General features: G+C 67.0%; 5 protein-coding genes. All 5 read left to right on the forward strand.

What is annotated here, in order from left to right; genetic code table 11:
* Positions 1-5: 5 nt before the first annotated feature.
* Genes ACIBGM_RS32155 through ACIBGM_RS32175 form a run of 5 tightly spaced genes read left to right on the forward strand, consistent with a single transcriptional unit; the run spans position 6 to position 14,963 of the window.
* A complete protein-coding gene (locus ACIBGM_RS32155) occupies positions 6-1,358 on the forward strand; it encodes a hypothetical protein (protein WP_360520275.1) in 1,353 nt (450 codons plus the stop codon).
* Positions 1,355-2,734, forward strand: coding sequence for a hypothetical protein (locus ACIBGM_RS32160; protein WP_360520273.1), 1,380 nt, complete (start codon positions 1,355-1,357; stop codon positions 2,732-2,734). The genes ACIBGM_RS32155 and ACIBGM_RS32160 overlap by 4 nt, the downstream gene beginning before the upstream one ends.
* A gap of 6 nt (positions 2,735-2,740) precedes the next feature.
* Complete coding sequence (locus ACIBGM_RS32165; RefSeq protein WP_360520271.1) at positions 2,741-6,145, forward strand: DUF6603 domain-containing protein; 3,405 nt, start codon at positions 2,741-2,743, stop codon at positions 6,143-6,145.
* On the forward strand, positions 6,142-9,450 hold the full coding sequence (locus tag ACIBGM_RS32170) for a hypothetical protein (protein ID WP_396387678.1): 3,309 nt from the start codon (positions 6,142-6,144) through the stop codon (positions 9,448-9,450). The genes ACIBGM_RS32165 and ACIBGM_RS32170 overlap by 4 nt, the downstream gene beginning before the upstream one ends.
* The gene (locus ACIBGM_RS32175) at positions 9,447-14,963 is read left to right on the forward strand and encodes a hypothetical protein (protein WP_396387679.1); all 5,517 of its coding nucleotides are present in this window, start codon (positions 9,447-9,449) and stop codon (positions 14,961-14,963) included. The genes ACIBGM_RS32170 and ACIBGM_RS32175 overlap by 4 nt, the downstream gene beginning before the upstream one ends.
* Position 14,964 lies beyond the last annotated feature (1 nt).

Genomic DNA, 14,964 nt, shown 5'->3' on the forward strand with positions numbered 1-14,964 from the left:
GCCTGATGGCCTCGTACGACGAGGTGCGCGACGAGCTGCTCGGGATCCCGGGCGTCGTCGAGGTCGGCGTCGGGCTGCGCCGCCGCGCCGGCCGGATCGAGGACGAGGCCGTGTACGTCGTCTCGGTGCGCAGCAAGCTTCCGCGGTCGGAGGTACCTTCCGGCCAGCTGATTCCCGAGTCCATCCGGGGCGTACCGACTGATGTCGTGGAGTTCACGGAGCCGATTCCGCTGCTGGGCTTTGGAGATGAGGACCACAAGCGCAACTACGGGACAAAGGTCGGGGGAGTCTCGATCAGCGCGGACGGCGGGAGGCCAGGGACGCTCGGTTGCTTCTGCAGGCGGAATGACGACAACAGCGTGGTCCTGCTCAGCTGCCACCACGTTCTGCTCGACGGAATCGCCGAAGTGGGATCAGGCGTTGGGCAGCCCCGGTACGACGCGAGTTGCTGTTGCACGTGCAACGAGATGGGCACCGTGCTCAAATCCGACAAGAACCTCGATTGCGCGATCGCTTCGGTCAAGTCGGACGTCAAGTTCTTCCCGAAGATCCGCCGGATCAAGAAGACCGACGGAACAGTGGAGGAAGAAGGCCTGATTCTCGGTGTGGCACCGCCGGTGATGGGGCGGGTCGTCTGGAAGGTTGGCAAGACGACGGGCCTGACCCGGGGCAAGGTCTCGGTGATCAATCCCGGATTGACTGACATCGAGATCGCAGTCGATCCAGCGTTCAGCACCTTCGCCCAACCCGGCGACTCGGGGTCCGTCGTGGTGGAGGAGGCGACCGGCATGGTCGTTGGGCTGTTGCGTGCGATCACGGCCGACGACGGGCTGACCGGCGTCATGAAGAAGATGACCGACGTCCTGGCGGTGCTCAACATTTCACTCATTCCGAGCGATCCGGCGGCGGTCTACACCGAGGCGTACGACGAGGACGGCGAGGAGCTCTTTCCGTTGCCGACGGCATCGCCCTTCGACAGCCTGGTGGCACGGCTGCGCGAGGACGAGGCCGGTCGTACCCTCCTGCGGGTCGCCGAGCGGCACGTGCAGGAGTGCCTGGAGTTGGTGAATCGGCGGCGCGAGTTCACGGTGGCGTGGCATCGCGGCCGCGGTCCGGCCTGGCTTGCCAGCCTGGGCAGAAGCTCCCGGGACCCGATCTACCGGATCCCCGACCAGATCGATGGAGTCGACCGTGCGGAGGCGCTGCGGCGGATCGAGCTCGCACTCGCTGCTGAAGCGAGTGACGACCTTCGGTCGGATCTGCGGGAGTTCGGACCGTCGTTGGCCGCTGCGTTCGGGGCCGGATCCAGCGTGGACGACATCCTCGACCGCCTTCGGATTCCGGCGAGTGCGCGATGACGAGCTACGAGGAGAAGAAGGCCGAGACCGAACGTCTGAAGGCGTTGCTGCCCGCCGTACGCGAGGAGTTGATGCGGATTCCGGGCGTCTCCCGCGTTGCCGTCGGTGCCCGGGAGCGGGCCGGCGAGATCGTCGAGGAGTTCGTGTTCCGCGTCCATGTGGACGAGAAGCTGCCCGAGTCCGAGCTGCCGCCCGACCAGATCGTGCCGCGCGAGATCGCCGGAGTGCCGACCGACGTGGTGGTGAAGCGGCTGCCGGTGAACGAGATCGGTTTCAACGACGAGAACGACCACACGGACTACTCGCCCGAGGTCGGCGGGTCCCGGATCGGCGCGGAAGTTGCCGGAGGCACCGGAACCCTTGGCTGCTTCTGCCGCCGTACGAACGACGACCGGGTCGTCCTGCTCAGCAACTGGCATGTCCTGATCGATCCCGGCGGTGACATCGGCGACGGCGTCGGCCAGCCGCGGTGGCGCGAGTCGTGCTGCTGCGCCTGCGGCAAGATCGGCGAGGTCCTCGACTACGACGAGGACCTGGACTGCGCGATCGCCGAACTCGACTCCGACATCGCCTACGCACCCAAGATCCGGCGGATCCTGCGTGCGGACGGCACCACCGAGCTCGAGGGCCGGATCGAGGGTTCGGCCGCGCCGGTCGTACTCGATGAGGTCTGGAAGGTCGGCGCTCGTACCGGGCTGACCCGGGGCATGATCACCGACATCGACCCGGGCCGGGTGGAGATCTCTCCGCTCGACCCCTTCCCACGGATGAGCAACAAGGGCGATTCGGGCTCGGTCTATGTCAGCCTCGCGACCGGCATGGTCTGCGTGCTGCACAACAAGGGCAACGGCCGAGAGGGCTTCGGCATCCCGTTCGACGAGGTGATGCTGGTGCTCCACATCGACGTGATCCCGACCGACCCGGACGCCGCCTACACCGTGCGGGACTGGATCGACTCCGACCGTCCGGTTCCGGTCAGTACGCCATACGCCGACGTGGCCGAGCGACTCAGGCAGACGCCGGGTGGGCGCGAATTGCTGAGGCTCGTGGCGCGGCATCGAGACGAGTGCCTTGACCTGGTCGAGAACCATCGCCGGTTCACCATCGCCTGGCATCGCAGCGGTGGACCGGCGTATTTGGCGGCTATCGTTCGCAGCGTGCGCGATCCGGATTTCCAGATCCCGCGGCGTTTGGCGGGCGTGGACCGAGCAGAGGCGGTACGACGCCTCACCTCAGCGCTGAGGGCGGTCGGCAGCCCGGAGCTAGTGGCCGATTTGGACCTCTTCGCGGCGTCTCTCGGGCAAGTGCTGACAGACGCCGACACGGCTGAGCAGCTTCTGGAGAAGTGGGAGGAAGCCCGGCAGCTGGTCGGGTGACACGTCATGGCCGAGGACCCGGGAACACTTGCTGCGATCGCGGCCTCGCTTGCCCGGGTCGTCCAGCCGCTCGAGGACCGGCTTGCCGGTGGTGACTTGAGGCTCCTCCTGGCCGAGCTCGGGCTCAACCTCCCGCCCACCATCGACGCGGACGCGGCGCTCGGCGCAGCCGGCCAGGCCGCGATGCAACGACTCACCGACCTGCCGACGATCATCACCGCGCTGGCAGAGGCCGTGTCGGACGAGGACACCGCGGCGATCGTCGGCAAAGCGCTGGAGCTGGCCAACGCTGTCGGCGGCGTGATCAAAGACCTCACCTCACTCGCGAATACGATCAAGTCGTTGGCAGGGACCGGCATCCCGGCGGCAGAACTGAATCAGTTCGCCGACCAACTCCCCGGCCGGCTGGTCGACTACCTCGTTGTCCGCAACCTCGAAGAGCTTCCGGGTGTCGCCGCCGCGCTCGACTTCGTCGGGTTCATCGAGCGGATCGACGTACCGGCTGCGGATGCGGCACATCCCGCGTTTGTCCGCCGGGTCGTGCAGATCGGGCAGTTGACCGCGTTCCTCGCTGACCCGGCCGCGCAGCTCAAGGCGAAGTATCTGTGGGGCGATCCGGCGTTCACCGGGCTCCCGTTGCTGCAGAAGATCACCTCCCTGTTGACCGGTGCGGGCGTTCCGGCGGTGCTCGACCTCGCCGGACCGACGCCCGTACTGGATGTGATGGTGCTGGAGGTCAGTCCGAAGCTGGATGCGCCCGTGGGCCTGCGAGTGCGGATCGCCCACCCGCTCGTGATCGACCCGGCGCCGTTCAGCCAGGACGACTGGGAAATCAGCATCAGCCTGAACACGCAGCTCGAGCCCGGGGTCGAGATCATCATCCAGCCTGATGACGGGGTCTTCCTGAAGCCGATCGGCACGACACCGGTTCAAGGCGACCTGGCCGTGTGCTGGCAGGGCGGCAGTCCGACCGGGACGCCGTACGTCGTGATCGGGGAGCCTGGCGGGAGTCGGCTGGAGGTGCGGCAGTTCGGTGCGACGGCAAAGGTCGGGTTCGCGTGGAACTCCGCGCTGAGCCGGGGCGAGGGAACGTGGAAGATCGGTGGCGAGGTGAAGGGCGGCAAGCTCGTCGTGTCGCTGGCCGGCGCCGACGGGTTCCTGGGCAGCATTCTCGGTGGCTTCGGCCTCGAGTCCGATTTCGACCTGGGCCTGGGATTCTCGTCGGCCGAAGGGCTCTTCTTCTCCGGCTCGGCCACCCTCGACATCCAGCTGCCACTGCATGTGCAGCTCGGGCCGGTCGAGTTGAGTGCGCTGACCATCACCGTGGGGCTCGGCGATTCCAGCTTCCCGATCGGACTGAGGACCAACCTCAAGGCGGCGCTCGGTCCGCTGCAAGGCGTCATCGAGCAGGTCGGTGTCGGCGCGGAGGTCAGCCTGCCGGCCGACCGCCAGGGCAATGCCGGACCGGTCGACTTCGAGCTGAAGTTCCTGCCACCCAAGGGCGTCGGGTTGTCGCTGGACGTCGGGGTGGTCAAAGGCGGCGGCTATCTGTTCATCGATCCCGAGCGCGGTGAGTACGCCGGTGCGCTCGAGCTCGCGCTGTTCGGGGTCGTCACGGTCAAGGCAATCGGCATCATCAGCACGAGAATGCCGGACGGGTCGACGGGATTCTCGCTGCTGATAGCGATGTCGGTCGAGTTCGGCACCGGGATCCAGCTCGGCTTCGGGTTCACCTTGCTGGCGGTCGGCGGCATCGTCGGGCTGAACCGGACGATGAACCTGCAGGCGCTGGCCGACGGCGTGCGGACCGGCGCGATCGAATCGGTGATGTTCCCGCGCGACATCATCGCCAACGCGCCGAAGATCATCAGCGACCTGCGCGCGTTCTTCCCGCCGCGGAGCGGCAAGTTCCTGATCGGGCCGATGCTCAAGCTCGGCTGGGGTACGCCGACGCTGGCCAGCATCTCGCTCGGGATCATCATCGAGATCCCCGGCAACCTCGCGATCGTCGGGGTGGTGAAGGTCGCGATCCCGGCCGACGACGTGGCGCTGATCGTGTTGCAGGTCAGCTTCATCGGGGCGATCGAGCCGGACAAGAAGCGGGTTTGGTTCTTCGCGTCGCTGTTCGAGTCGCGGATCGTGTTCCTCACCATCGAAGGCGAGATGGGGTTGCTGGTTGCCTTCGGCGACGATGCGAACTTCGTTCTCAGCGTCGGCGGCTTCCATCCGCGGTTCGCGCCACCGCCACTGCCCTTCCCGAGCCCGCGGCGGGTGGCGATCGACCTGATCAACACCCCGGTCGCCCGGGTGCGGATCGAGGGCTACTTCGCCGTCACCACCAACACGGTCCAGTTCGGCGCCCGGGTCGAGGTCTTCTTCGGGCTGAGTGCGCTGAACGTCCAGGGTCATCTCGCGATCGACGCACTGTTCCAGTTCTCGCCGTTCTACTTCGTCGTCGAGATCTCCGCCTCGTTCTCGGTGAAGGCCTTCGGAGTCGGGGTGTTCTCCGTCGGCGTCCGTGGGACCTTGCAAGGACCGGCGCCGTGGAACATCAAGGGCCACGGGTCGATCTCCTTGCTGTTCTTCGATATCGGTGTCGACTTCGAGAAGACCTGGGGAGACGCCAGGAACACCGAGCTGCCACCCATCGCGGTGCTGCCGATCCTCGAGGGTGAGCTGAAGAAGGTCGAGAACTGGCGCGCGATCCTGCCGGCCGGCACCAACCTGCTGGTGTCGCTCCGGCCGATGCCGGCGGCGGAGGCAGCGCTGATCCTGCATCCCGTCGGCGTACTGCGAATCTCGCAGCGGGCGGTGCCGCTCGACCTGAAGCTGGACAGGGTCGGCGCGCAGAAGCCGAGCGACGTGAACAAGCTGTCCGTCGTGGTGACCGGCGGCGGTCTGGCCCGGAAGGACGATGCCTTCGAGCCGTTCGCACCCGCGCAGTTCCAGAACTTCACCGACGCGGAGAAGTTGTCGAAGCCGGCCTTCGCGCCGGAGCACTCCGGTGTCGACCTGTCGGCCGCGGGCAACGACGTCCGTTCGTCGGTCATGGTTCGCCGGGTGGTCCGGTACGAGGAGATCATCATCGACACCTTCTACAAACGGTTCGCCCGCCGGTTCCGTGGCTACTTCGGCGTGCTGTTCGGCTTCTTCCTGAATGGCGCGGCGGTCTCGCGCTGCGAGTTGTCCAAGGCGGTCAAGACGAAACTGCAGCCGTTCGAGGACAAGATCGACGTACGACCGGAGACGTTCACGGTCGCGATGCAGTCGACGAACCAGGCGTACTCGGCCGATTCCAGGTCGTTCCACAGTGAGGCGAGTGCGCGGGAGTACCTGGCGAGTCAGGTCGCCGTGGATCCCGGCCTGGCCGACGCTGTCCACGTGATCCCCAGCTACGAGGTGGCGCTATGAGCCCGGCCCTGGGCACGTATTCGTTCCTGCCTTGGCTGCGGCAAGGACTCGCGAATCAGATCCAGTCGCCGGACTTCGCCGACGTCAAGGTCCGGGCTCAGATCACCGTGGATCTCGATGCCCGCGGGGAGAAGCTGGCCGGTGGCAGCCAGGGCACTCCGGTGGGCAGGCCGGTGTCCCTGTTCGGTCCCGGCGACATCGTCGGCATCGACCGGCGGGCCATCGTGCGGGTCGAGCCGCGGGACTGGATCACCAACTTCGAGCCGAATCACCTGCCGCAGATCGAGTTCTACGACGAGGACTTCCCCTGGCGCTACACACCGGCCGCGCCCGATGTCGCCCGCGGTCGACTCAGGCCTTGGCTGGCGCTCGTCGTACTCGCGGAAGGGGAGTTCACCGAGGGCACCGATACCAGGAGCAAGCCGCTGCCGTACGTCGATGTGCCCGACCTGGCGGTGTTCCCGAAGGCGGAGGAGCTTTGGGCCTGGGCGCATGTCCACGTCAACCGGAGCCTCGCCGACAGCGACGGCGAGTTCCGCTCGACCGACATGACGAATGTGATCCCGAAGCTGGTCGCGACCCTGGCCGAGAACCCCGACCTCGCCTACTCGCGGCTGCTCTGCCCGCGCAAGCTGGCCGAGAACACGGCGTATCACGCCTTCCTGATGCCGACCTTCGAGTCCGGTCGCCGCGCGGGCCTCGGGCTCGAGCTGGCGGATGTCGTCGCGACCATGTCGGCGTGGGATGCGGCGGCCAGGCCGCAGGGGCAGTCCTTTCCCTTCTACCATCGCTGGTTCTTCCGCACCGGGACTTCCGGCGACTTCGAGACCTTGGTGCGCCTGCTGGTCCCGCGGGTGGTCGATCCCCGGGTCGGCTTCCGCGAGCTGGACGTGCAGGAGCCGGGATCGACGGTCGACGGCGTCGACAACCCTGATCTCGGCGGCATCCTCAAACTGGGTGGCGCACTCCAGCCACCGTCGAAGGTCCCGCCCGAACCAGCTGACGTCTTCGAGCTGTGGGACGACCCGTTCCCGCGGCCACTGCAGCTGGACCTGGCCCGGCTGCTGAACCTGCCCGACGAGTACCAGCTCGCGGGCGATCCCGACCCGATCATCACTCCGCCGCTGTACGGAACGTGGCACGCCCTGACCAAGCGGGTCCTCACCGAGCACGACGGCGCGCCGATCACCCCGAACGACAACTGGGTCCACCGCCTCAACCTCGATCCCCGGTTCCGGGCCGCGGCCGGGATCGGCACGAGGGTCATCCAGGACCAGCAGGAGAAGTTCATGGACGCGGCCTGGGAACAGATCGGCAAGGTGCTCGAGGCGCAGCGCCGCATCTGGCTCGGCCAGTTCGGACTCCTCGTCTCGGATGTCTGGTACGACGCACACCTCGTGCCGGCCGTCGGCGTCAGCCGGCAACAGGGGTTGTTGCTCTTGGCACCGTTGAACAAGCGGATCGTGGGCGATGGGGTCACGCTGCACCACACGTTCCGCGAGGCGTTCGTGCAGCCCACCATGACGTCGTCCGCGCTGCGCCGGGCGGTCCGGCCGCGCGGTCGATTGATCCAGTCACTCCCGTTCGACGTCACGCATGCTCCAAACCAGTTGCTCGAGCGAGTCAACGACGAGGAAGTCAGTGCTGCCCCACCCAAGGTCGCGCCGGCCGGCGTGCTGACCGGTGAGGAGGCGGCTGCTCAAGCACAACCGGCCGACGTGCCGCGCGTCGTACTGGAATGGCTGAAGCGTTACCCGTTCCTGCCCGTGCTGGTGGTCTTGGCTGCCGCTGTACTTGGGGTGTTGCTCTTCATCCTGCTGCCGTGGCTCATCGGCCTGATCTTGGCGCTGTTCGTTCTCGGGGCCGGGTACCTGCTCTATCGAGTGCTGACCCGCTGGGCTCGCGCTGGCCAGGCGGCCGGCCTAGTTGATCTCACCGCGCTGACGCCGGAGCTGATCGACCAGCTGCCAGGCGTTTCGGACTTCGTCATCAGCGAGCCCGGATCAGGCGTCGTACGACGGGGGCCGGGAGCCGACAGCGTTGAGTCAGCGCGATTCAAGCAGGCTTTGCGAGACACGTTCGGCGGCGTGCAGCTCAGCGTCGAGGCCGGCCAACCGCCGAAGCGTCGCAGGCTCGATCTTCAGGGCCTCGCGACGTCGGCGATCGGGGCGGTCAAGCCGGTCCGGACGATCCCGAAGCGGGTGCTGTCCGGGATCGTGCTGCCGCCCCGGATCACCGATGACCTGGTCGAGCCACCGCGGGAGACGTTCGTCGAGCCGATGGCCTATCCCGTCATCGATCGGCCGATGTACGAGCCGCTGAAGAACCTGTCGTCGGAGTTGTTCCTGCCGAACATCAACCTGATCGAGCCGAACAGCATCACCTTGCTGCAGACGAATCAGCGATTTATCGAGTCGTACATGGTCGGCCTCAACCACGAGTTCGCCCGGGAATTGCTCTGGCGGGAGTATCCGACGGACCAGCGCGGCTCGACCTTCCGGCAGTTCTGGGACGTCCGCGGGTTCTTCAACGCCGAGAACCTCGACGACGAGGCGCTGAAGGAGAAGCTGCGCGACATCCCGCCGCTGCATCTGTGGCCGAAGGCCTCGCTGCTCGGTACGCACGATCATCGCGAGCTGCCCGGTGAGAACGAGGAGGAGCTGGTTCTGGTGATCCGCGGCGAACTGCTGAAGCGCTACCCGAACGCCGTGATCTACGCGCATCGAGCCTGCTGGCAGCGCAAGAGCGCGACGCCGGCGGACGCGAATCGCGAGCCCTGCGCACGCTCCGGCGCGATCGACAACACGGTCGAGCGGCGGCTCGTCTCGCTGACCGCGGCCGAGGAGGAGCGGCCGCCCACCAGCAAGATCCTCACTCCGCTGTACGAGGCCAAGGTGGATCCGGACATCTACTTCTTCGGCTTCGACCTGACCTCGAAGGAAGCCAAGGGCGAATCGGGTGAGGAGCCCGACGACGACCCCGGCTGGTTCTTCGTGATCAAGCAGCGCCCCGGTGAGCCGCAGTTCGGTCTCGACAACGAGCAGAGTCCAGATCTCCAGGTGTGGAACGACCTGTCCTGGCCGTTGATCCAGCCGGCCGCGGCCGGAGCGCATATCGACATCGCCAGTGCGCCGGCGCAGTTGAGCGTCGCGAATCCGGGCAGCTCGGACGAGAAGTATCCGCAGTACCTCGATGACAGGAACATCCAGTGGAACCGGAACACGATGAGCTCAGCTGATCTGGCTTACATGACCTTCCAGGCGCCGGTGCTGGTCGCCGTACACGCGCACGAGATCCTGCCGTGACCGACTTCACCGATCTCCGCGCACAGCTCCGGGACGCCCGGGAGCAGGTCAGCGGTATCGCGAGCCAGTCGGCCGCACTCGTCGAGCGGCTGAAGCAGATCGACGTACGCACGGCTCGGTTGAACCGGGTCGCCTCCGCCGGCAACGAGGAGTACGACGCGCAGCGGGCGGAACTGGAGCGGGACCGGCGTGAGGCGGTCGCGGCTCTCGAGGAACTCCGTCGTAGCCGTCGGGAGGCCGTCGCGGTCGAGGCGGAGCTGGCCGGGCGGTTCGGTCAGTTCACCGATCCGCGGGAGGGAATCGGGCGGCTGGACGACGGCGTCCCGATCCTGATGATGCCGGTTCGGGTGGAGACGCGCTTCAAGCAGGATGAACTGTGGGTCCGGGTGTTTCCGGATGATTGCTGGGTCGACGGGTTCGACCCGGAGCTGTCCGAGACCGAGCTGACCAACGTACGCCGGTACTGGACCGGGATCTGGCAAGCGGGCGGGATCGAGGATCAGGAACGTGGCGCGTGGACAGTGCTGGTCGAGGCCCACGGTTCCGGGCGCGCTGGGTGGATCGTGGACACCTACCAGCCGGCCAATCTTCCCGGCAAGCCGGTGAAGGTGCGCGCCGAGGACGTCGTACTCACGGTGGCGGTGGAGAGCGCGTTGGCCGACGCCGACGCGGTCGCCGACTACTGGAGAGAGCTGTGGCTCGCCGATAGAGCGGCGGCTGAGTCCGCGGCTGTGGAAGCCGCACTCGAGGCTGCGGTGGGAGCGGCGCGGGCTGACGAGATCCGGGCCGGCTTTGTTCCGGCGAACTTCACCGCGGCCGTTGCCGGCGGGCTGACGAAAGCGGACGTCGCTGTCTCGGTGGCCTTCGTCGAGTTGCCTGCGACCGCTACGAGGGAGAGCGCTTGGTCGAGTGCGCCGCGGGCGACGATCCTTCCGGACCGGTTCGTGTTCCTCGGGTACGAGCAGGCCGGTGGTCAGCCGTCAATGATCCGAGTCGGTACGCCGGTTCCGTCGCCGCTGGTGGTCGGTCCCGACCCATCCGCGCCAGCGGCGGAGCAGCTGCACCATGACGAGCACGGCAACCTGGTGATCCCGAACGAGCTCGGCTGGCTGGTGGACTTCGACGCGGCGGAGAAGGTCGGGATGGCGATGCGGATCCCGTTGACGCCGACGCAGGCGTCGCGCGGATTCGCTCGGGTGCTCGTGCTCGGCGTACGGCTCAGTGCTGACGAGGGCACCGCACAGACGGAACTCGAGACGTTGCTGCGGCACCATTCCTCCAAGGGGAGTGGGCTCGCGGTGGTGCCGCAGGGGACTCCCACCAACAACACCGAGGCAGTCGGCACCGGCTTCGATCGGCTGGACGACGCGGACGAGAGTTTCGACGACCGCCGGCAGCCGTTGTTCCTGGCGCAGAGCGGCTGGCTGGACAAGGCCGACGGGCAGTGGCTCGCGGAGTACCTCGGAGTCGATCCCGGCTTGTTCTCCACCACCCACGCCGCGGATGCGCAGGACCAGTTGACGGCGCGAGCGATGAACACCGCGCTGTGGCCGGCGACGATGGGCTACTGGATGGAGACGATGATGTCGCCGGTCTTCGACGACAGCGCGATCGAGACCACCCGCGAGTTCTTCACCCAGTTCGTGATCGGTGCCGGTGCGTGCCCCGCGATCCGGATCGGGCAGCAGCCGTACGGGATCCTGCCGGCGACGCCGCTGTCGCGGATGAACTGGCTCGAGCAGCGACCTGATCGAGTTCATGACTTCGGCCAGTTGCAGCGGCTCTACCGGATTCTGCTCGACATCCGGGCCGACTTCGACGGCATCGTCCCGAGCCTGTCCAGGGTCGGCGCGAGCGGCGATCCTCATGCGCTCCTGCTCGATGTTCTCGGTCTGCATCCCGGGTCGGTCGAGTGGTCGCAGCGGTACGCCGAAAGCCTCAAGACGCTGTTCAACCGGCTGAACCTGCTGGGATTCGGCGGCCTGATCCAGAAGTTGCTGATCGCGTCGCAGCGTCAGGCCGCCCGACAGAAGCTGACCGGCCTGGGTCACGCCGGCGAGGTCGACCCCAAGATCCTCGACCTCGTCTTCGCCGGCAAGCACAACCTGCTCAAGGGCGGCGTGATCGACGACGTACCGCTGTCGGAATCCGAGCAGCTCCGGACGTCGACCGACGATGGCAGGAACTACCTCGAGTGGCTGATCGATGCGGCCAACACCTCACTCGACGCGCTGTACCAGCAGAAGGGATTCGTCGACAACAAGCGTCCGGCCGCGCTCCTCTATCTGCTCCTCCGGCATGCGCTCCAGCTCGGCTACTCCGATGTGAGCATCCGGCTGCATCAGGACGCTGGGCTCTACTCGGCTGCGCAGGCTGCGATCGCCCGCGCTGACGAGCCGTTCCTGCATGTCCGGGACAACAACCTGGTCAGCGAGAGCCGCTATCAGCCGTTGTACGTCGCGGCGACCGAGATCACCGGGAATCCGGACACACCGGTGCACGAGTACATCGGCGAGCGGCTGCGGGCCCTTCAACTGCACTTCCACCTCAGCGATCAACTGGCCGCACTCGGCCGGCTGAAGGACCAGCCGACCGCCGTACTGGAGCGGGCGTTGGCGGACCACGTCGATCTGTGTTCCTATCGGCTCGACGCCTGGTTGCTCGGGCTGGCGAACGTGCAACTGGCGATGATGCGCGGCCTGCGCAACGGTTCGGAGACCCCGGCCCGCCAGGGCATCCACCTCGGTGGGTACGCATGGCTCGAGGACCTGCGGCCGGATAGGCGAGAGTTGACCCCGGTCGAGCTCGACGAAGAGTTGGCGGTCGTGTTCGGTGACGGTTCGCCGTTGCTTGCCGACAGCACCAATCAGGGCTACGTGCATGCTCCGTCGCTGAACCACGCGGTCGCGGCCGCCATACTGCGCAACGGCTTCCTGTCGAACGCCAGTCCGGCGAATCGGCAGACGATGGCCGTCAACCTCACCTCGGAGCGGGTCCGGGTCGCCCTTGGCATCATCGAGGGCATCCGCGCCGGGCAGAGCATGTCGAGCCTGCTCGGCTACCAGTTCGAACGCGGCCTGCACGACCGGCACGGGCTCGCCGAGGTCGACAAGTTCATCTACAAGCTGCGCAAGGAGTTCCCGCTCCGGGCGGACCGGATCAAGTCGACGAAGTCCGAACCCGGTGATGCGATCGACGCCATCGAGGCCAGGAACGTGATCGACGGTCTCGCCCTGGTCGAACACCTGGCGAGCACGCAGAAGTTCACCTACCCCTTCGGGAAGAACACGCTGCCGGACGCGAGCCCGGCCGAGGCCGCCGCGCTGAACGCTGAGGCGGACCGGCTCCGCGAGACGCACGACGCCGTCGCGGACCTGGCTCTGTCCGAGGGCGCGTACCAGGCCGTGCTGGGCAACTACGACCGGGTCGCTTCGACGTACGACGCCTATGCCCGCGGCAACTTCCCGCCGGAGCCGGACGTGGTCCGCACGCCGCTGAACGGAACAGGCCTGACCCTGCGAGTCGGTTTGCACCTCGACCCGGCCGCGGATCCGGCGACCTCGCCGGTAGCCGGGACCTCGATGACTCCTCGGGCAGTCGGCGAGCCCGGTGTGAACGCGTGGCTAGCCGGCGTTCTGCCGCCGCCGGATCAGATCGGTTGTGTCGCGTCGTACCGCTCTGCCGCGACCGGAACCACCGAGACGCTGGAGATCACGCTCGACCAGCTCGGCCTGCAACCCGCGGATCTGCTGGCCGTCATCCGGGAGGACACCGAGTCGTCGATCAGCGAGCTCGACGACCGCGTCGTGCAACGCGTGGTCGCCGACGCCGATCCGCGGCCGGACGTGCTGGTGACGATCGAGTACCTCACGACGCAGACAGCGCCGTACAGCGTCTTCGAGCTGCTGCCGGGTCTTCGCGCCGTACGGCGATTGACGACCAAGTCGCGGCCGCTTCGGTCCAGTGATCTGGCGCTGATGAACGAGTCGAGCAGCACGCAGGACGCCGCGCCGGAGTTCGACAAGGAGCGGCTCGACCGGGTGCGGAACGCGTTGCTGGATGTCCAGGCCGACCTTGCGGCGTACGCGGCGAGTATCGATGGACCTCTTGCGGATCTGGACAACCGGCGCGACGAGATTCTCACCGGGATCGACACGTTCATCGACGATCTGGCCGCGCTGCTCGCCAGGGTGGCGCTGTTCGGGATCCCGCAAGCTGGGTGGGCGTTCGCGTATGACTTCCGGCGGAACTGTTTCGCCACGATGCTGGCGCAGGCGGCGGAGCTGGTGACGCGGTGGGATGGCAAGCTTGCGGAGTTCGACGCGCGCGTTGTTGAGGCCGGGACGGCGGCGACGGACGAGGAGAAGTTCGAGCTGCTCACGCAGGCCGAGCGGGCGGTCTCGACGATCATCACCTCGCCGTTGCCGGCCTCACCCGCGACGTACGAGGCTGACCTGGTCACTGTGAAGAGGCCGGCGTTCGTTGCCAAGCGCATCGAATTCGACGCGTTCGAGGGGTCGACCCGGCGGGGTGTCTCGGCGCTGCTGGCCGATCTGCGGGCGGCGTTGCCGATCACGGACCTCGACTTCGTTCCCTTCGACCTCGGCACGCGCGAGGACGAGATCATCCGCTTCGCGCAGGACATCAGTGCCGTTGCCACCGTGCTCGGCGCCGAGGTCGATCGTCGCCTCACCGCATCGCAGGACCTGTTCGACGAACACGACGCGACGGCCGAGGCCAATGCCAGGGTCGACGCGCTCGATCGGGCCGCGAAGGTTCTGCTGGGGGAGGACTTCCGGATCGTCCCGCGGTTCCGATTGTCGGCAGCGCAGGGCGACGAGCTGGCCAACGCGCACGCCGACTCGGCGTCGAACCGCTTGTTCCGGCACCTCACCACGCCGGCCGATCCGGCCGTCGACCCGGTCGATTTCCCGGTCGACGAGTGGATGTACGGCGTCGCCCGGGTGCGCGAGAAGCTGAATGCCTGGGAGCAAACGGTGATGTTCACCGGAGCCCTCGGTCGCCCGGAGCCGGAGCTGACCGCGATCCAGTTGCCGTACGTTCCCGATGATCACTGGCTGGGGCTCGACTTCCCAGCGGACAAGAAGCTGGACAGTGACCGGCTCCTCTACACCGCCCACTACTCCACGCCGTTCGACAAGACGAAGCCACAATGCGGGATGCTGCTCGACGAGTGGACCGAGACGATCCCTGACCAGAGCATCGACACCGGCATCGCCTTCCACTACGACCGGCCCAACTCCGAAGCGCCGCAGACGATGCTGCTGGTGACGCCGTCGGAGTTCCGTGGCGCGTGGCAATGGAACGACTTGGTCGACGCTCTGAACGAGACGCTGGACCTGGCCAAGAGCCGGGCCGTGGAACCCAAGCATCTGGACTCTTCGCCGTACGCGCCCTTCTTGCCCGCGACCGTGCTCGCCACCCAGGTCAGACAGCTCACGATCGCGATGGATCTTGCCCTCAACAACAAGATCGCCCTGCTGGAGGACTGAC

The organism is Kribbella sp. NPDC050470 (assembly GCF_044458365.1).
Lineage (GTDB): Bacteria > Actinomycetota > Actinomycetes > Propionibacteriales > Kribbellaceae > Kribbella.